This window comes from Arthrobacter sp. efr-133-TYG-118 (genome assembly GCF_030209755.1).
In the GTDB taxonomy this organism is placed as follows: domain Bacteria; phylum Actinomycetota; class Actinomycetes; order Actinomycetales; family Micrococcaceae; genus Arthrobacter.
Genome location: NZ_JARVRH010000013.1, coordinates 1 through 19,252, shown reverse-complemented (window position 1 = coordinate 19,252; position 19,252 = coordinate 1). Strand labels below are relative to the sequence as shown.

General features: G+C 59.1%; 15 protein-coding genes. 6 read left to right on the top strand and 9 right to left on the bottom strand.

Annotation, left to right across the window (positions count from 1 at the left end; genetic code table 11):
* Window positions 1-63: 63 nt before the first annotated feature.
* The 3 genes from QRN59_RS12690 to QRN59_RS12680 form a co-directional block, all read right to left on the bottom strand.
* Window positions 64-786, bottom strand: coding sequence for a DUF416 family protein (locus QRN59_RS12690; RefSeq protein ID WP_284982866.1), 723 nt, complete (start codon window positions 784-786; stop codon window positions 64-66).
* A gap of 67 nt (window positions 787-853) precedes the next feature.
* Window positions 854-1,165, bottom strand: a complete 312-nt coding sequence (locus tag QRN59_RS12685; RefSeq protein ID WP_284982865.1) for a hypothetical protein — start codon at window positions 1,163-1,165, stop codon at window positions 854-856.
* Window positions 1,166-1,171: 6 nt separating this feature from the next.
* Window positions 1,172-5,560 (bottom strand): RHS repeat-associated core domain-containing protein, encoded by a 4,389-nt coding sequence (locus QRN59_RS12680; protein WP_284982864.1) that lies wholly within the window; start codon window positions 5,558-5,560, stop codon window positions 1,172-1,174.
* Window positions 5,561-6,352: 792 nt separating this feature from the next.
* Here QRN59_RS12680 and QRN59_RS12675 point away from each other — a divergent pair.
* The 4 genes from QRN59_RS12675 (at window position 6,353) to QRN59_RS12660 (ending at window position 8,718) form a co-directional block, all read left to right on the top strand.
* On the top strand, window positions 6,353-6,538 hold the full coding sequence (locus tag QRN59_RS12675; protein WP_284982863.1) for a hypothetical protein: 186 nt from the start codon (window positions 6,353-6,355) through the stop codon (window positions 6,536-6,538).
* A 67-nt stretch (window positions 6,539-6,605) separates the two neighbouring features.
* Window positions 6,606-7,280 (top strand): hypothetical protein, encoded by a 675-nt coding sequence (locus QRN59_RS12670; protein ID WP_284982862.1) that lies wholly within the window; start codon window positions 6,606-6,608, stop codon window positions 7,278-7,280.
* 38 nt (window positions 7,281-7,318) lie between these two features.
* Complete coding sequence (locus QRN59_RS12665; RefSeq protein WP_284982861.1) at window positions 7,319-8,134, top strand: hypothetical protein; 816 nt, start codon at window positions 7,319-7,321, stop codon at window positions 8,132-8,134.
* A gap of 374 nt (window positions 8,135-8,508) precedes the next feature.
* A complete protein-coding gene (locus QRN59_RS12660; RefSeq protein ID WP_284982860.1) occupies window positions 8,509-8,718 on the top strand; it encodes a hypothetical protein in 210 nt (69 codons plus the stop codon).
* Between the two features lie 44 nt (window positions 8,719-8,762).
* Here QRN59_RS12660 and QRN59_RS12655 read toward each other — a convergent pair whose 3' ends face one another.
* Window positions 8,763-10,667: a Kelch repeat-containing protein gene (locus tag QRN59_RS12655; RefSeq protein ID WP_284982859.1), complete on the bottom strand. Its 1,905-nt coding sequence runs from the start codon at window positions 10,665-10,667 to the stop codon at window positions 8,763-8,765.
* An 893-nt stretch (window positions 10,668-11,560) separates the two neighbouring features.
* Between QRN59_RS12655 and QRN59_RS12650 the strand changes: the two genes are divergently transcribed.
* On the top strand, window positions 11,561-14,998 hold the full coding sequence (locus QRN59_RS12650; protein WP_284982858.1) for an NACHT domain-containing protein: 3,438 nt from the start codon (window positions 11,561-11,563) through the stop codon (window positions 14,996-14,998).
* A gap of 27 nt (window positions 14,999-15,025) precedes the next feature.
* Here QRN59_RS12650 and QRN59_RS12645 read toward each other — a convergent pair whose 3' ends face one another.
* From QRN59_RS12645 to QRN59_RS12635, 3 genes are all read right to left on the bottom strand, one after another.
* Entirely contained in the window at window positions 15,026-15,172 is a 147-nt protein-coding gene (locus QRN59_RS12645; RefSeq protein WP_284982857.1) for a hypothetical protein, read from the bottom strand.
* 172 nt (window positions 15,173-15,344) lie between these two features.
* Window positions 15,345-16,199, bottom strand: coding sequence for a DUF5677 domain-containing protein (locus tag QRN59_RS12640; protein WP_284982856.1), 855 nt, complete (start codon window positions 16,197-16,199; stop codon window positions 15,345-15,347).
* Between the two features lie 593 nt (window positions 16,200-16,792).
* Window positions 16,793-16,942: a hypothetical protein gene (locus QRN59_RS12635; RefSeq protein ID WP_284982855.1), complete on the bottom strand. Its 150-nt coding sequence runs from the start codon at window positions 16,940-16,942 to the stop codon at window positions 16,793-16,795.
* Between the two features lie 94 nt (window positions 16,943-17,036).
* Here QRN59_RS12635 and QRN59_RS12630 point away from each other — a divergent pair, with 94 nt between their 5' ends.
* Complete coding sequence (locus QRN59_RS12630; RefSeq protein WP_284982854.1) at window positions 17,037-17,735, top strand: hypothetical protein; 699 nt, start codon at window positions 17,037-17,039, stop codon at window positions 17,733-17,735.
* A 771-nt stretch (window positions 17,736-18,506) separates the two neighbouring features.
* On the opposite strand, the gene QRN59_RS12625 is transcribed toward QRN59_RS12630, so the two are convergent.
* Together QRN59_RS12625 and QRN59_RS12620 are read right to left on the bottom strand one after the other, a co-directional pair.
* Window positions 18,507-18,788 carry a hypothetical protein gene (locus QRN59_RS12625; RefSeq protein WP_284982853.1) on the bottom strand — a complete coding sequence of 94 codons (282 nt, stop codon included), beginning with the start codon at window positions 18,786-18,788 and terminating at the stop codon, window positions 18,507-18,509.
* An 86-nt stretch (window positions 18,789-18,874) separates the two neighbouring features.
* A complete protein-coding gene (locus tag QRN59_RS12620) occupies window positions 18,875-19,012 on the bottom strand; it encodes a hypothetical protein (RefSeq protein ID WP_284982852.1) in 138 nt (45 codons plus the stop codon).
* Between the last annotated feature and the right edge of the window lie 240 nt (window positions 19,013-19,252).

Here is a 19,252-nt window from a genome sequence, read left to right as displayed (position 1 = left end):
GACTTCGCATGCGAAAGGCTTCGTCTGCCCGCCGCCAAATCAACGGATGCCAGACACAATCGATTAGCGTTGACTTGCGATGGGGTCAGGCTGGGTCCCGCCCATATAGCGACTTCCGGACCTCGGACTCCGCAGCGGCGAGCCAGGCCGCAGCGTCGTCGCCTGCCAAGGAGTCCGGAAGATCGGGGTGCAACCGTTCCAGGGCACGGTCGCTGCCCATTCCTGGCCTTCCTGCTGGGCTCTCTGGCGCAATTCGGACAGAGGCCATGCGTTGTTGACGGCCTCAAGATCCCGTTGGATGGCCGAAATGGCTGACTGTACGACCGTGGACTCCAAGGATGCGTTCTGCTCACCCTCGGTCAGGAAGCTCCTGCCGGGGTTTGCCTGAAAGTATGCAAGATCTGCGGCGTCGAAGATCTGACGGGCAGCCCAGGCAGCGTGTTGAGGATCGTTGGTGCGCCACGTCCGGATGGCGTAGCCTGCAGCCGCTGCAGCGTTGCCAGCGTAGCTCCGGCCGGCTGTCCATCCATCATCGTCCTCGTCCGGAATCATTGACACTGCTTCAGTCTCCAGAAGAGTCGCATCGACGTCATTTCCCGAAACCGCTTGCCAAGCTGCCGAGACGATGGCGGCAAGCCGCTGCTCACGCTGGTCACCTACTCGTCGCTCGTATCGATTGGACAAGGGCACCATACGTTCGGCGCAGGCAGCGGCAAAAGCTGTCTTAGCGAGGCGGTCAAGAGGTTCCAGATGCAGCATCAGCAGCATCTCATCGTATTCAAGCATCTACTTTTTCCTAGAAGAATGCTGGTGACGACGAACCATCGCCTCCGTGAGACTGCATCCTTCGCCGTCACGACACCGAGAATCCTTCAAGAGTCGCCGGCCACACGAGCACATAACGATCTCCCTCAGCTGGTCTGTATGCGGCCCGCGCCCCGGCCCATCTTGGGTCAAGGCTCAATGACGTCTTCGCGTCCTGAAACGCTTCGAGTGGTCGGTCGGTTTGGACGAAGATGTTCATCTGGCCAGCGCCGAAGTCATGGCCGTCTACGAAGCCGTGGGCCTCAGGGAGTGCTGCCTCTAGCAGGTCCTCCATTGCGATGAGCGCGTCAAAGTCGGCCTCATTGGTACCTGGCCACTGCAAGACGAGGATGTATTTCACGGATGCCTACCAAGGATAGGGTGGTGGACGGAGACCGTTTTCGATCTGCTTCTGAATGTAGAATAACTGTCCCTCTTCTGGACCGATTGGCAGAGTCTCGTGAAGTGAGCGTTCGAGGGAAAGCATCTCCTGTCTTGACCCCTTGGCAAGGATATTGAGCTCGCCACCAGCGAGTTCCGACGAGGTATATCGCGTGGCGGGATTCTTCGCTATCCCGTACTTGAGGTGCTCGCCGGCCGAGCTTAGCTTTTGATAGAGAAAGGTGTCGCCAGCGCCCGCCAGCGCCTTGATGCCGTTCGCGGCCTCTTTGCCCGCTGGCCCGAACTTGCCTGCTGTAGACACGATGGCGGCGTTGACGATGGCTTCGGGGCAGGAGCCGTGGCCGGAGACACATGAAGCTGTCTGGTCGCTGGTGAGTACCTCGACGGCCGACGCGGCGAGGGAGATGCCGCCGGCTATCGGGGAAATCTCAGCGCAAACCACTGCGATGGCGCAGACGAGGGCGATGGTTCCTGCGACGTTAGCTACGCCGTTGGCCAGTTCGTTGATCATCTTGCGCCAGTCGTGCTCGCTCAGGCCCGTGGGGTCAGTGAAGGCGAGCGGGTTGCTGGCTGCGTATGAGTAGCCGCGGCCGGGGACTCCTGCCGGGTCGGGGGTGAGGAATCGTCCGTCGGTGGAGCTGTAGTCACGGGCTCCCAGCTGGTAGAGCGCTCCCGTGAGGTAGCCGCCGGTGAACTGCAGGGGGTTCGTCGGGGAGCTCTTGCCCGACGTTGTTGCCCGGGAGTCGCCGTAGGGGTTGTAGCTGTAGCCCAGGCTCAGGGTGCCCGTTGATGTTGCCACCCCGCGGACAGAACCAAGGGCGTCGGTGAGGTAACTGTAGATGCTGTTCCCGGCGGTCGTGCTGAGCAGGCCGATGCCGTAGTCGTACTTCCGGAGGGTTGACCTGCTGCTCTGTTCCAGTACGATTTGGCCGGTCAACGTGTCGTAGGAGTTGGTGGTGGTTGTCCGGCTGGCCGTGGTGCTCACCCGGTGGTTATCGCCGTCGTAGGTGTAGCTGGTTGTGTTTGATCCTGCGGTGACGGCGGTGAGCTGGCTGGCTGCGTTCCAGGTGTAGCTGGAGGTGCCGTCTGAGATGGTATTGCCGTCGGCGTCGTACTGGTAAGTGGCGGTGCCCTTGAGTCCTGACCGTCCTGTGACCCTTCCGGCGCTGTTGTAGGTGTAGTTGGTGGTGCCCGCGGGCTGCATCACAGAGGTGGTGTTGCCGTCGCCGTCGTAGCTGAACCTGAAGGCCGCCGTGGGTGTGGTCGAGGTGCAGCTGGTGGCCCCGTAGCAGGCGGCGGCCAGCCGGCTCAGCGGGCTGTAGGCGTAGCTGTCGGTGGTGCCGTCCGCGTTGACGATCTGGGTCGGGTTGCCGAGTTCGTCGAGGGTGTACTGGCTGCGGGTCAGGACGGTTGAGCCCTTTAGTGCCTGAGTGGACGCTGCCCTGCCGGCGGCGTCGATCTGGAGGGTGTTGGTAATCGATCCCGGGAGCGTCGTGGTCACGGTGCCGGTCGCCGGGGCGTAGGCATAGGAGGCCAGCGTTGTGGTCCCGGAGGTGACGGTCTTGAGTCGGCCGTCCTTGTCGTAGGCGTACTGGGTCGCTGCGCTTCCGTCAGGGAGCGTGCGGCGGATGAGTTGGCTGGCCTGGTCGTAGCTGTACGTGAACGACGTGCTGCCAAGGGATGCGGAAGTGACCTGGTTGATTGCGTTGTAGGCGTAGGTGGTGGTGCCGCGTGCGTCGGTCATGGTCTTGCGGTTGCCGTTGGCGTCGTAGGTGTAGCTTACGGCGGGCGTCGAGTCGCTGTAGGAGACCTGGGACACATGGCCCTTGGCCGTCCTGGTCATGGTCACCGACCGGCCGCTGGGCGCAGTGGCTTTGGTGATCCGTCCGTCGGCGTCGTGGTCATAGGTCCACGTACCGGTGCCTGTGGACGAGACGGTGCGGACGGCGTTGGAGCTGGTGTACGTGTAGCTCGTGGTGACGCCGGCGGGCGACGTCGCGGTCGCGACGTTGTCGTTCGGGTCATAGGTGTAACGCTGGGGTCCGACCGCGAGATCCGGCCCTTGGATGGTGAGGGGTTTTCCGGTGGCCGAGTAGGTGTAACTGGTCGTGCCTCCCTTGGCGTCAAGGGTGTGGTCGAGGCGTCCCGCCGGATCGTAGAAGGCCTGGGTGGCGTGGCCAAGCGGATCCGTGACTTTAGTGATCCTGTCGAGGTTGTCCCACGTTTGCGTTGTCCGGTACGTGTCCGGGTTGGCACCGGTGACATTGCCGCGCGGCTCAACGATCGAGGTGACCCGACCGGCCGAGTCAATCGTGTAGCTGGTGATCCTGCCCTCCGGGGAAGTAGCCGAGGTCAGGTCACCCTGGGAGTCGTAGCTGTATTGGGTGGTGTAGCCGAGTGCGTCTGTGGAGGTCTGGAGTGTCCCGTTGGGGTTGTAGACGTAGCTGGCGGAGGTGACCGGGGTGGTCCCGCCGGCGATGCTGGGCCGGCTGACCGATGCCAGGTTCCCTGCGGGGTCATAAGTGTAGGTGGAAGTGTTGCCGTTGAAGTCGGTGGCGGAAGTGACGTCGTTGCTGCTGTTGTGGGCGTACGTCTCGGTGTAGCCGTCGGTGGGGCTCTTGCGCCAGGCCAGGTTTCCCGCGGAGTCGTAGGAGAAATACGTGGAGATACCGAGGCGGTCGTAGAATTGCTTGAGCTGGGCGGATTCGTCCCAGACGAAATGGCTGACCTTGCCGTCCCCGTCAGCCTGTGCGACCAGATACCCGTTCTGATAGGTATCGTTGATCGTGAATCCCCTTGGGTCGGTCACCGTCGCTGTCCCGGTCCCTGCATCAGCGCCGGTCTGCGTCCAGCCGAACGTTGAGATCTGCCCGTTGGCGTCCTGCTGCTGGATCACCCTACGGGTGTTGGGATCGTAGGTGCTCCGGATCGGGAAGTTGCTGTTCGCGTCCTGCACGGAAGCGAGCAGACTGTTCCCGTCGTAGCCGTATGTGGTCACTTTCCCCATAACGTCGGTGAAAGTCTGAAGCCGGCCGAGGGCGTCATACTGGTAGCCGGCCGTGCGCCCGTCGGAGCCGGTGACTTCCGAGACCAGCCCTGAGGGGTTGTAGGAGAAGGAGATGGTCCGCCCTGAGCCCGTGACAGAGACCAGTTGCCCGCCGGTCCAGTTCAGGACTGTGCCCTGGCCGTTGCGGTCCCTGGTCCCGGTCAGCCTGCCGTTCAGGTCGAAGGTCAAGACCATTTGGGTTTTGGTTGTCAGAGTCCATCCGGTCGGGGTCGTGACCAGCGTGGATCTCACCCCAAGTGGCGAGGTGTAATAAGAGCCCCCGGCGGGCGTGAAGACCTGAACGGAGCCGCCCGGGTCGTGGTATGTTACCTTGCCTGTCGTCGGATCAGCCTGGAGGGTTGCGTCGTACGAATCGGACCAGCCCGGCCCGAAGCGGTTGGACCGCTGCGCCGCTGAGGAGTAGCTGCGGCCCAAGGCCACGCCGCCGCCGAGAGCCGCATAGCCAAGATCAATGCGATCCGGGTGGTAGTTGAACGCCCCGGTGAGGGAGTCAACAGGATCGCCCTGCTCCGAGTGATAGGGCGCGCCGTCACCGGTCGTCTGTTCTGCGGGCATGGGTGGTGGCGGCGCAGGAGGCGTCGTGTTACCGATCACTGTGGCTGTCGAGTTCACCGGGACTGGTGTCGGATCCGTTGTGGAGCCGGAGAAGTTGACCGTCATCGACCACCCGGTAGAACAGGACGAGTCCCACGGTACGCCAAACACCCCGGAGCCTATGGCTACGCCCAGCTCAAAACCGTTCTGCATCGCCGTCAGCACCGCGGGGTTTGTTCCGGCGGTGTACAGGTTGTAACGGGTCACGTCGGAAACGGTGTTCCCGCACCCGTCTTTGATAATGAACTCGAAAGTGTTTGACGAGGAGAAGCTTGCCGGATTCCCATTGGCGTCATAGGGGAAGACCACTGCGCATATGAAGTACTGACTGCCCTGGACCAGGTTGACGTAGGCGGTGTCCCAGCAGATGTAGGTATCCGGGCCGTAGTACGTCTTGGATTCCATATCGATCCGGAGGTACGGCGAGCCCGTCGCCACCCCGGCAGCAGGCTGAGGTTGCTGATACTTCCAGGTGCTCTTACCGTGCTGGTCGGGGTCTTTCCCCTGGCCGCGCTTGACCTCAGGAATGACCGGCTTCGGCGGTTCCTGCGGTTGGGAAGCGACGGTCGTCGGTGCCTGCGGAGCCGGCCCTGGTGGTGACGCCTGCGCTGAAACTGCCAACCCTGTGATGAGGGAGAGGGATACAACAACGGGCAGGAAACGACCTGCCCGGATGCGGCTCAACTTTGCCAAAAACGCGCAGACCCGTCCAAACATGAACGCCCCCAAGAGATCCCCAATGGTGTGACATGAGTCAGTTGACCGAAATGTCTGCGGCTTTTATAGCAGTTTCCACGGGACACCGGAATAGGGCAAGGGCTCTCCGGCCAAGTTCGACAAAACCTTCAGGCCAATTACAAAGTCTGTGAACCCGCGTGACAAATCCCAACGAACGCGCGCGGGTTGCGATTCTCTCAAACGGCGTTCTTGCCGGGCTGCTGCTCTGGGTTCGTGGAAAAGCATTATGCGATGACAGAGGGCTCCTCTCCCCCAAGGAGAATTTTGTGGCCGGTTGAAGTGGCTTCGGCACATTGAGTACCTAAAAAGTGAACATTACTGATCACAAACTATTAAGAGGAGATGGGTACTTGAAATCGCTCTGACCTGCGGGGATGCGCGAAATTGCCCCGAATTGAACCCATATTATATTGCAGATTTTCTTGCCGGTGAATGTTGAGTTGGGAGGTGGGTTGAACCTGCCTAACGTTTCCGCAGGTCATCGGCCTCTTCTCGCTATCCCATGATCGAATTTGCGCGTCAATCAAGCCCATCTTCCGGGCGCGGGTGGTCGGCGGTCAGTTCCTTACGGGAGTCCATCAGATGGAAATCGAATGGTGAATGTTGAAACAGGAGATGGGTGCACGGAGCCCTACAACACGCACGCAGCCTGGGGTCACTCCCTTGTGCCACGCCCAGTCCCGGATACCCAAAAAGTCAGACCGGGGTGCAATACTTGTGCCACGAGACAAACAGGGGGAACCACCGATGACTGCACTTGCTGTGGACTTCAAAACCCGTAAGGAACTGCTGCAGGAGCGGGACATGCTCGTTGAGAAGTCCGGCCTGCCCCTCGCGGAACTTACTGCTCGGGCCGAGGATTACACCCTGACTGTCAACCAGTTCGCCATCTTCGAGGCGATCGCTGACATCGACTACCTGCTCAGTGAGTAGCCCTGCTCAACGCAAGCTTGACCACCGGGCCAGTGTCGAACGGAAGGCTGGCGAGTTTGCTGCCCGCGTGAATCACACGCTTAAGGCGTTCCTGGGATGCGATGAAGATGTAATGCACGTCGATGCTTCCGGCAGCCGGGTCGTGGTCAAGAACGTTGAGCTTGAAGGTCTGACGCTCACGGTAGCCGGGAATCCCTTATTCCGGCTGGCCGCCAGGTATTACTGTGAGTTGAATCAGGCAAGTACGTACCTTGCCGTAGAGAAGAGCACGTTTACGGTCTTCCATTTCGACCGGACTGAACCCATTCTCCGGTATGACTTCATTCGGAAACCAAAAGGCGACGTGCCCTCCGCACACATCAACATGCATACCGAGTCGGCCGCGCTGATTGCAGCCATGCAGGACGCGGGCAGCAACAGGCGCACCCAGCGAAGGCGAGTTGCCGGCGCACCTACAGCGGCACAACTGCATCTGCCGCTCGGCGGTCCACGCTTCCGCCCGGCCCTGGAGGATGTACTCGAAATGCTGGTAGTTGAGCTGGCAATTGACTGTGCCCGCGGGTGGCGGGAGTCCCTGCGGGAAGGCCGCTCGTTGTGGCGAGACACGCAGCTTCGCGCTGCCGTTGCGGACAACACCAGTGCGGCGGTCGAAGCCCTTGAGGAACTCGGTTTCGTCGTGAACTGGCCGAAAACGCCGGCGGAAAGGCCGGATCTGCGCAAGGACAAGATCGAGCAGTTTTGAATGCCGCCCACACTGGCCCTTCATGCAGGAGCAACATCATGACCGGACCCGATGACGACGTGTGGTCTTCTCGGCGGAGCGAAACGCAGCAAGACACCCTGCGGGCCGGTGCTGAGCTGTCTGGGATATTCGATGCGGTCGATTCCTGGTACGTTGACGGCGGTATCAGGCTTCCGCGCGTACAACAACGCTCATCGCTGCGCGGAGACGACAAACGGACAAGCCCGTACCCGTTGTCCCATGCAGTGACCCGCAACCTGCTCGTTGCGATCGATCACCTTCATTCGCTGCGGGCTTCGCTGTTCCTGGCCAACTCACTGCACACCTACGCACCGTTCACACTCATTCGTGGCAGCCTCGAAGGCTCCATCAACGCCCTCTGGCTCCTGAAACCGGAGCAACGGAGCGAACGAATCAGCCGTCACATACTTGCCTGCCGCGCTGACGACAGGGATCAGAACACCATGGCAGACTGCCTTGACGAACCACCTGCGACACCCCGGGACGACTGGGTCGAGAACCTTATCGTCGAATGCGACCTCGACCCCCACAGGGTACGGGGCGGGGTCCCCTCATTTGGATCCATCGCGAAGACGGTCGACAAGGAAACCTGGTCCGACGGCGACAACCTTGGTGAACTGGGTTGGCGGATGTGCAGCGGCATGGCACACGGACGGGAGTGGTCCACGTTGGATGTCCTCCACCGCCAATTGATGAAGGAGCACGACAACGGAGTCACCGAGGTCCGGCTCACCGCAGGAATGACGGACGTTTCAGTACTAACCCAGCTCGCGTACATGATGCTGACAGAGGCGGTCCGTCTCTATTCCAGCAGGTCCGCTCCACAATACTGAGGCCCATGCACCTGGGGCAGCGGCCTTCAAGGCATCCACTGACCTGCGTCTTCCCACCCCGCTGAGTGGTCCTCTCCACGATCTTGTCTGAGTATTCTCGGTCGTGTGGATACGCCGTATCAGCCTCATGGGATAGGTTTCGATGCTTTGGACGAACTCGACCGTGTCGACTGGGGCCGGCTGGAGCACAGTTACGGGCGAGGCGTCGTTTCATTTGGTGTTGAGGGCGACCTGTCACTTGCCATCGCAGGCGACGTGCCGCGATCTCTGGCTGCCCTTCGAATAGATCCTTCCACGGCAATCGGTGACGGCTTTACTCGAACACCTGTCACCAGGCTACGGTTCATCAGGCAACGGCCCATGCGGTGCCCTTTATGACAGCTGTCGCGGCCGGCGACGTCCCGGACAGGATCCGCGTACCGCTGCTGGCGCTCCTGGGTGATGACATCTCGGTCGGAGGCAGCTACATTGCTTCCGACGGGTCTCATGCGGGCTCGATCGAAGATCACGTAGACGTCCTCGTCTGCCTGGGGGCAAACGTAACCGGCCCCAGCTCTCGGTTGCTCCGGAGACGATCCTGCTAGCTTTGACCCCACGGAACGCTCTCGTTTCTACGAACCTGATCCGTCTATCGGTAAAGCACTGCGCTGGCGGCCGGTTCGCTGTCGTCCCCGCCCCCGACCATACCGCCTGTGATGAGCACAGCGCCGTTGGCGAGCAGTGTTGCCGTGTGGTCACTGCGGACGCCCCCGATGCCAGTCTGCACTGACCACGTCTCAAGCACGGGGTCAAACAGTTCAGCGCTGCCAATGCGCTCGTCTGAGCCCGTCATTCCACCAACAACAAGGACCGTGTCATCGGGCATCAGCGTGGAACTGTGATCGTAGCGGGCGACTTCCAGATCTGCCGTGGTCGACCACGTTTCGGACGCTGGATCATACATTTCAGCGGTGGCGATCGCACCGCTGTCATAGCCGCCCGCCACGAGCACCGAACCAGTGGAGAGAAGGGTTGCACAGTGGCTGGAGCGCGCAACTTCCAAACTTTCCACGGTGGACCAGGTGCCGGTATTTGGGGCGTAAAGCTCGGCCGAGTCGAGTCTTTGCGGGTCGGCGTAACCGCCACAGACAAGCACAGTTCCGTCGAGGAGTAGGGTGGCACAGTGACCGTGGCGGGCAACCGTCATGCTGCCCGTTGCCGACCACGTTCCAGTCGCTGGGTTATAGAGTTCACTACTGGCCAAAGGGGCTGCATATTCGGCGGTTCCGCCCGCGACCAGGACTGTTCCGTTTGGCAGTAGCGTAGCTGTGTGAGAGTCTCGGGCAGTCGCCATGCTAGCTGTTTTCTGCCACAGTCCGGTTGTTGGGTCGAACACCTCACAACTAGGCATGGGCATCCACGAGTAAATTGATCCGCCAGCCACCAGTACTGTCCCATTAGGCAGCAGCGTCGCTGTGTGAGACGTTCGGGCAGTCGCCATCTTGGCCGCCTTCTGCCACAGTCCGGCTGTAGGGTCGAACAATTCGGCACTGCGCAAAGCGCCGTCTCGTTCCCCTCCGACAATGAGGACGGTGCCAGAGGCCAGGAGCGTGGCCGTGTGCTCTGTGCGGGCTTTAGTCATGGGCGCTGCTGCTGTTGCCGCAGGTTCCTTGGTTGGTCGGGGCGGAATGCGATCCGGGAGTCTAGCTGCATGCCACTCGTGATAGTTGTCGTGGAGCCCCTTCACGAAGTTCACGTACGGAGCAGAGCTATAGCCGCCCATTTGTTCTACTGAGAACCCCATGTCCCAGACGTCATCGTTGTCAAAGATGATTCGCATCGCCATGTGGGGTTGTTGAAAGGCGGTGAAATGGGCGAGTTCGGCGGCTTCAAGTTCGCCCGGGACTCTTGTGTATCCCACGTCTCTGATCGAGGAGAAGTCCACGATTTTGTCGCCGGGTAAAGGGTCTCCGCCTTTTGCCAGGCTCTGCATCGTAAACAAGCCGATCTTTTCATGCGTGCACGCGATCAGGCCCTTCTGCAGGTCCGTGGATTCTTTAGTCTCGAACGCGCAGAACAGAGAATGTCCTCCTGCCAGCGCCTCGAAACCACGCCTAATCCTGTCTAAATTTGAGGCAAGTTCACCTTCTTGAGGACCGGCATACGACAGCTTAAGAAATGCGGCATCATCGGCATCTTTGTGGAGCTTCAAGTTATGCACGATGCTCTCGGGCTGTAAACCAGCTCCGGGACCATAGATTTCCTCCGGATCGATGGGCTCGTGCCAGGACCCGCGCCCAAAGACTGTTTCCCACAGGATGATCCGTTGGCGGTGCGCCTCAGGTCCCATCGGAAACTGCCCCAAACGCTTCAAAGTTTGATTGATCTCAAACGAAACCTGCTGTCGTTCCAGCACGGTGCGCGGAACGCCTTGGGCGCGTTTACGCTCCTTGATGTACGCAGCCTGCGCTAGGCAGAATGCCTCATCAGGGGTGAATCCCGCGGGCATCAGTCGCGACATCATTCCATTGACCGCCCCATCCAGCCAAGCCATGAAACGTATCCTGTCTCGTGAGCGACGGAACGTCAATGGCCACGACCCCCAACCTAGATGGCACGCGGAACGGCCGTCGTAATTTGTTCCGCAGCCTCATCGACATCTTCCATGATGGTGAACTGGCCGAACCCAATACGGAAGGCGAAAGACTACTTTCCGGTCAATTACCAATGTTGCCAGATGGGTGGGCCAATGCGCCCCTGAGCTGGACAAATACTATTAGATTGAACCCGCACAACCCATATCGACCTCCGCACATTACTACCCCCTCATTGTTTAGTTAGGAGGTGGGTCGGTTCAGGCCCGTGTTTCCCGTGTTCAGGCACATTCAATAGGCCCATGGCACGGCGATCAAGTCGACCGTGCCGAGCTTGACCGAAGGACGATTGAGACCTTGCGAGAGACCATCTGAGAGGAGCTTGATTGACGAACGTTCAAGAACGTGGTGGGTCGGCATGGGGCCCAACCAGCAGCGTGCTCGCTCGACCAGCCAGCTTCCGTCTGACGGACGAGCAATCGGGCACATGGATGATCATCGGGTGAGCCGCGGGCTCGAGCTCGGTCACGATCACCCGGTCCGGCGGAGGCCGCCGTTTACTGTCAGCGCCGCCGATTGTCTCCTGACAAGTTGCCGCCCGGGACTCCGAGGGACAAGATCGAATGGTCACCGGGGCGCGGCGTCATCGCGACCGGACGAAGTTAGCCGCTCCACCGATCGCGCATAGTCTTGCCGCACGGTTAAGCGTCAGTGAGAAGTAACGAGTAGGCCCGGCTCGAGCGATGTTCCTCTGTGTATGGGCAACGGGCGAATAACTACACCAAAGCACCTATCGGTGCCTGATTCGCGAAGCAGGTTCGCACTGTTCGGAAGGTGTTGGCAGAATACACACATGCTTGATCTTGTCCCTTTAGCGTCTAGGGCCGTCCCGCGGGTCGTGTCGTCGTTGCGGACGGCATTTTCACAAAACGAGTTGGCCAACGCACTGACGGGGGAACAAGGCTGGACTCGGAGAATTCTCAAACAACATGACGGATTTGAATTCATCGCGTCACACACAGCCAATGCTCTACGCACTGACCGGAGCGTGCAAACAGAACTTGGGGGGACCACCGCCCAGTGGAACGCGATTGCAGGAGACGTCGCGAAACTCCTGGCCGATGCTTTTTCTGCTCACGATGCGCTGCTGGACCTCGTACGCGACCCCGAGCATGGGATGCAGCGGATATTGGATGTTGACGGCAGGCGGGCGATCGAGGCCTTGCACGCCGAGGAACCGGCGACCACTCGTCTTTCCACCGCCATTTGGTGCAGCCTTTCGGTTGTCGTTGAAGTTGTCCGATATGCAGACTGGTTCAACACAGACGCAACAGTGGACCAGATGCGGTCGCAGCTGCGTATCGAACTCCTCGCGAAGGAGACGCGGTCACTGATCGACGAGATCCACGCTGCGTCGGTTGAGCAATCCAATGCAGCTTGGCCAACCACTGCTGTTATCGAAGCGCTCGATCGCCCGCCTGAGTACTACCCCGACGGGTTTTCCAACCGCGACCTCGCGAAAGATCTGTTGGTAACTCGGGTCGACGACCTGCTCAGATTCGTGCCATCTGATCGCGAGGACTTGTACTGGGACGGCCGATTGTACGGCGAATCAGAACGACTCGATGGGGTTCTTCCGAGCTCATCTTTGACGGTGATACTTGGAAATCCTGGGAGTGGTAAGAGCACTCTCGCTAAGGATCTGGTTGTACAAGCAGTCAAAGCCGGTGAAAAGGCCGCCTTCGCTCGCCTCGCGGACGTTGCCGCCATCCTTACACCGGAAAGGCCTATTACTAAAGAGCGGGAGGCGCTCGCTGCAATCGCGCAAGCAATGACTCGAGCCGTCTCGGCCAGGGTCTCTCCTGACGCTCTGTTGGAAGCCGCTCGCGCCTCAAGAGAAGCGGAAAACACCTGCCAGACATTGGTTGTTCTTGACGGGTTAGACGAGATCCCAAGTGCCGCCGGCCAAGCTGCGGTAAAGCAACTGGTGAATCTTCTAATTGACTGTCGATACCGGCTGGTTATCACTTCCAGAATTACCGGATACAGCACGCCGTTTGCTACCGCAACACATGTGGCAGTCTTGCCGATCACCGAGGCTGCCGCAGCCAGCACCGCCGATAGGTGGTTCGATCTGTCAGGAAGCATGGTTGCCCGTAAGCGATACAACCGAACGATCCGTGAGGCTAGCCTGTCGGAGCTGAACACCAATCCGTTGATGCTCGGGTTCATGTGTTTTGTCGCACATCACGAGGAGGTTCCCGGCGACCAAGCCAGCCTCTTCGACCGGTTCGTGGATCACTTTCTTCGACGCAAATGGCATCCCCGAACTCACTGGATAGACGACGACGCTCAGGTTGCTCGCGTGCATCGGGCCGCGACTACTGTGGCCTGGGCAATGGCCAAGCACAAGCACAATAGTATCCAATCGCTTTGGAGAGATAGCGAAGTACTGGCCACGCTTGAAGACTGGACCAGTTCGCCGGATGCCCCTTATGAAGTGTATTTGTCGGGCATCCTTGTTCCGCACGGGCTGCAAGAGTCACCATTCTCCCGACGATTCCAGCGAGTTCGCTGGATGCATCGTGCCATCCACGAATATTTCACCGCCACCGTTCTCGCCAGACGTATCCAGACACGTTCCGAAGGCTGGTGGGAAGACTTCTTAGATGCTGCCTTGCACCCTTCTTGGATAGAGACCATACATCAGAGCTGCCAGCTCCTCGGCGACGGCCCTGCCCTTCACGGTCTAGTGGATGCCCTACGGGGAGCAATAGAGGATGGCGATACTCCTGATTTCTCCTTGACCTACTCGCTCGCTCTAGTGTCGGATTACTGCAAATGTGCTCATCGACGAAGAACGCTGGCCAAGTTTCTGGCGCACGGGCGTTTTTGGAGATGGGCTTTTGATCTCGATCCCCAGGTTGCGACCGACCTTGCGGTTGACATCGCAAATCGCGGGGGGATCGTAAAGCAGATTTCATTGGCTCTTCAGCGACGAAGCACAGGCTGCCCGGCTTCTACCGATCAAGTCGAAAGCATGCTCGAGGCCGGGGTGCTCAGTATGCACGTGCCAGATCAGGCAGCAGTGGTGTGGGAAGCTCGTCTTTGGGCAGACATAGGCAAATGGTGGCCGCGTGCGCTCGAATTCGCCGCGGCTACTGGTGACATGTCTTTCGCGCACAACTTGCCCGAACTTGAACCTCAGACTCTAGCGCAATTAGCAGAGCAACTCGTCCAGGCGTTCGCCGATGGGTCAATTGGAATCAGCGGAACCGAAGTAGCATTTCTCGATCAACGGATTCTGAAATCTGTTGCTGACCGGGCAGACCTGCATCCTCGCATTGATTTGGGCCTCGAAATAAAGGAGCATCTGGATAAGGAGAAGTCAGACTTTTCGACACTGGCCGTGAAAATGTCAGGCATCCAGCATCCGCGCGACGTTCTTGGGTGGGGCCCGCTGCTTATGGTCCATAGCGACTGGGAGCCCGAAAACAAACAACAACGAGAACTGACATTCATTGGACGTGAAGCTCTCCTGTTCTCAAACGCTTGCGGTTCTCTGGATCGGGAGGTTTGGAAACTTGATCCTGGCGACGATCTCACAGTTGATGACCTACCGTTCGCCGAGGAAATCATTAACGGCCTAAAGGATGACCGAGAGCATTCGGCTGTCGAGATTGGAGGGTTCTTTTGGGCGCTCCGTGTACTGGCGGCATTTCCTTCCAGTCGGGTCTATGATCAGTTGCTAGATTGGGATCGTCTGGGTCACGGGCCTCGCATGAAGCAGGCCGAATTGGGCTTTTCGGCTTCCCCATTGGATTCTTCGGACTTTGTCTCGATCCTCAATGCGCAAGACTGGCGTGCGCTAGCCCGGGAAGCGCTCCAAGATATCTCCGACGCCAGTCGATTATCTCGAGCCGGTGGCATCCTGTGTGCGGCCGCCTCCATTTGGGTCGCCCCCGCGAATTTACGTATTAGGCCCGCCGACTATCATGCCGTCTCGCCAAATCGGGCGGCGGAGCTATGGCTTGACGGTTTGCAGGCGCAGCTTCTCGGTGAAGATGCCACAAATGCGCGGCCAGATATGCTCACGTTCCTACCCGAAGGATTGCCGGAAGACATACTCATTCAACTTGCGATTGACGTTGTACAGCTCACGTCTGGATTCTCTGGCCCAGTGGCCAGAGACGCCCGCGTAGGGGCAGAGCGTGCTTTGGCAGCGGCCGGGGCTCTCGCGTACTTCTACGAGGAAATCGCCGTGCCGCATGACATGTTGGACGGTGACTGAGACAGCTATAGGAATGCTGAACGACCCTCACATCCAGGACTGGAGTTGGGACTGTTTCAGCTCACCGTCCGCGATGCGTTCAGCGGTCGTCCGGTAGTCGTCTTGGATGAAGTCCTCGACGTCCTGCACCGCGGGGTCGGTGACGCCGACATCGTTCCTGTCGGCGGCAAACACGATGGCGATGTCAGCAAAATGAAGCCACCAACGTTACTAAAGGAGGTGGGTCGTTGCTGTGCCACAAGGATGTCAAAAGTAGGCCAGAAATCGCGTCATTCCGGGGATTTGGGTACCCACCTCCTATTAAAACTTTGGTGCTACGGAGTTCTCGTGGTCACGCTTGAGAACGTTAGGCTGCCACCGCCTGCTTTGGCTTGGCCTTTTCGAGCCAGTCGTTGGCTTTTTCATGATCAGGGGCATCGATGGCCGGCAGGAAGCGGCGGAGCTCCAGGAACAAGGTGATGGCCATGCTAACGGCCTCGTGAATCCGCACTTCATCTCCTTCAATGACAAGCTTCTGCCAATCGGTTCCCTGGTTCCGGAACATCGAATCAATAAGAGCGCCCGGGGACGCATGTACCTGCTCAGACCACGGCGAGTAGAGCAGTTCATACTGCGACAGGCGAAGCTTGTTCGCCGACGCTTCACACAGTGACTTCATGTTCTTCCGGCACCAACTATCTACAAACTTCAACGACCCGTCTTTTGTTTTGGCCTTGAATTCATCGAACGTCGGGCCCTGCTGGAAGGCTTCGAGCTTCGCCAGACGCTCCCGGTCGATCGGCCGGCCGGACTCCTCGTCATACTTCATCGTGAGGATCTGCTCCGTGGTCTTCTGGAGCAGGCCATATTTCACATACTGAAGAGTCGCTTTGGTCCGGTCCGGCATCTGCGCCAGGAACTCCATGTTCGCAAGCAGCTCCAGGAGCTGGCGAAGCAGCGAATGTGCCATTTCCCAATGGCCATGCTCCACCAGGATACGCACCGACTTCAACGTATTGATGCCCCGCTCAAGGACGCCCTGGTCAAAATTGAACAGAGGAGAATACTCATCTGGAAAGCTCCGTCGGGCGGCATCATGAGCCTCGTCATCGATCTCCTCCAACAAACGCACAACCGCCTTGAGCGCCTTGGAAGGCATAACGATCTGTACATCTGACGTGCGGCCGGGGTTCCCTGAGTTCTTCTTCTTCTTTTTGGTCATGGAGCATTCAACCATGCCCCTGCAACACTGAAAAACGGCCCTCCACGCCATTGAGCCCTTGTTGCCTCATTGCAATCCCTCCGGGAAAAGTAATACGTTGCCTCATTTAAAGACCTCCGGAAGCGTGGTTTCGTTGCCTCGGTGAAGTGCCTCCTGCTGCAACGCAACTCGAGCACAGTGAGGTCCGCAACTTTCGAGGTCCTCAATCAGATGAAGCAAGGACGTCTCCGGGCTCATTCCCTCACACCTGCCACTGGGAAAAGAAGCCACCAATGTTACTAAATGAGATGGATCTTTGCTGTGCTACAAAGATGTCACAGATAGACCGGAACCCGCGTAATTCCGGGCATTTTGGCGCCCACCTCCTATAGCAACTTTGGTGGCACGGAGCTCTTGTGGTCAGGCCGCTCATTGTTGAGTTAGGAGGTGGGTTCTTCCTAGGCAGAATCTCCCCTGCTTGCCGAGCCCTAGACGTACGTGGCTCAAGGTACCGTCCCGCGATGCGCGTGTACTGAGTTGGCCGGTTTCACACCGTTTGGGCCGCTATTCGAAGCCGGCCTGGAGAGCGTGTCCTCTTCCGTTGCCCCTGGCAACTACACTTCCGTATCCACGCCGAGCGCCTGGGCCTTCTCGTCAAGTCGGTACAGCAGGCTGCAGGCCACCATGATGCCTTGGACCGCGTTACGCCGGTTGAACTGGCGGGGACTCACTGTATGCGCCGTGGCGTTGCGGCTGAATGTCATGGGCACCTTGTCGCCGTCGGCTGAGGGCTGGAGGCCCTCATCCCGACTCGAAACGCATGACAGGAGTTAGCGTTAGCCCTACTACGCTTACTGAGTGCAACGAAAAGACATCGCGAAACGGCTGGCAGACGGGGTATCAGCCAAGCTTGAGTTTGACTACGTCTGTGAACGTGGACAGTCCTTCAGCGAATACCACCTTCATGGGGTCATGAATGAGATTATTGGCGCAATCACCAGTCCGACAGACTTCAGGATTCATTCGGGGTATGCCCACGATGCACTCGCAAGGGATGTCGATCAGAATGTAGGACGTAGGCGCGAAGTTGACTTCTACATCCAGGCGTATCGCACAGGGATGACGGACATCTGTATCGAAGCGAAATGGGCCGAATCAGGCCATTGCAAATGGGACAGGATCCTACTTGACTTGTGTCGACTAGCCCTCGTAAGCCAGCACTCCCCCACCACTGAATGCTTGTTCGTTCTATCCGGCCCCACTAAGAAAGTTGACGCCGTTCTGAAGTCTCTCGAAAACAAAATGCCGCTGAGAAAATACAGAGGGGCTGCGAGGGGGATCTTAGAAATACCAGATCAAAATCGAAACCCACATCCCCGTCACTACCGCCTCAGGGATTGGGCTGGCCGCTTCGCTGGCAATGAGCTCGTTCTTAATGCACTGCCAAAGAAGAAGGACGGAAGACCGAATATTCCCGTAAAGATCAATACTGCTCTGGTCCGATCATCGGGGACTAGATCAATGAATTGGCAGACGACAGTTTGGCGTATCTTCTAGGACGGTCTGGTCAGTTCGTCTCACTTCCGGAATGTTCATGGCTATTGAAGTAGATGGGGCTGCTCGACGGCGCGTGGGAGCGGTCTGGATCCATCGCTGTCACCTGTAGCGTGGCACCAGCTCATTTCCGCTGTCGATCGCGCTGCCTCTCCGCCTCGCTCCGACGCGGAAGCATGCAATGTTTGCCGGCATCGAAGGACTGGGCACTCTCTCAGATGAGCTTGGCGCGCCGGATGACCCACTGTTGCTTGCTCCGCTGGATCTGGCGTTCCAAGGAAAAGGAGCCGACCCATGAGCGCCTCGGACAAACGTTTCCGAGAACTTACACCCTGAGACCAAGTCACGACGCAAGGAAGTGTGATCCCGGCCTCATTAACGACTAATTGACCGCGGCCGGCGTATGCGCGGCTACACGAAGCCGATAGGCTTCCTGGACCTTGAGGTCTCAACATGGTCGGCCGAGTAGTCAGGAACAAGGAATGAATACTGGGGCACGTTGGAACTGGGCGGTCCAGAGGGTCACTCCATGTGGTTGGGTTCGATCCGCAGATGAGGAGATCCCCCGGGACCCCGTCCATGGCTTGCTTGTGGGCGTTGACGTGCAAGACGGACGATAAGCGCGATGGAAAGCGGTAGAGCGCCCAGGCACCCGAGAGTATCGGACAACTCATCCAAGAGCAGAGGGGCGAAGCCTCCGGTAGACAGAAAGCTGGCGGCGTTCGATGATGCGCCAGACGCTCACGGTCGCTTGGGCGAGGGCCAACACGACGATCAGCGGTGCAAAGGCGTGGGACTGCAGTGGATAGGAAAAAACATTACTGGAACGAGAATCGAGTGCAGCAGGGTGCCGGCGCCGAAGTTCTGCCATCGGAGCCAGTCCAGATAGCGTCCGGGACGCAGTGGCGGGATCTCCAAGAGCGCCGCCTGCACTGCCGGCACTACTGAAACGGCAGCCGATGCCAGAAGCAGGCCGGCCATCCACAGGTACGGTTGGGCAGGATCTGTGAGCTCGGGCGCGGGCATGGACAGAAGGAATGAAGCGAAGAAGGCCAAGGGCAGGATTCCTTGAAGGGCATCCGCTGCATACGCATCAGGACCATGGGATCGGACCGGCGGTCCCAGGACAGGATGACGACGCCTCAAATCAGGGCAAAGACGGCGAAGAAGAAGGAAAATAGAACGTTTCTGCCGTCCTCCGGTCCAACCGAAAGTATGGCGGCCAGCCACATGCCGAGGCATCCGGCAACCCTCAAGGCACCGCCGACTGTCACGGACACTCGTTTAGGCTTGCTAACCACGCGCATCGACGGTTGCCTCCTCGCAGCGTGTGACCCTGTGGGATCATCGAACGCCCGCGCACTGCTCGTGTCAACGCGAGAGCTTGTTGACGGGGCCGCTGCCGCGTAGTCTATGAGCCACACCACACCGGCTGCCAGGAGGACTCACCATGGCCACCAGCGAAGCCAACAAGGAGACCGTGGCGCGACTCTTCGATGCCAACAAGGAGACCGTGGCGC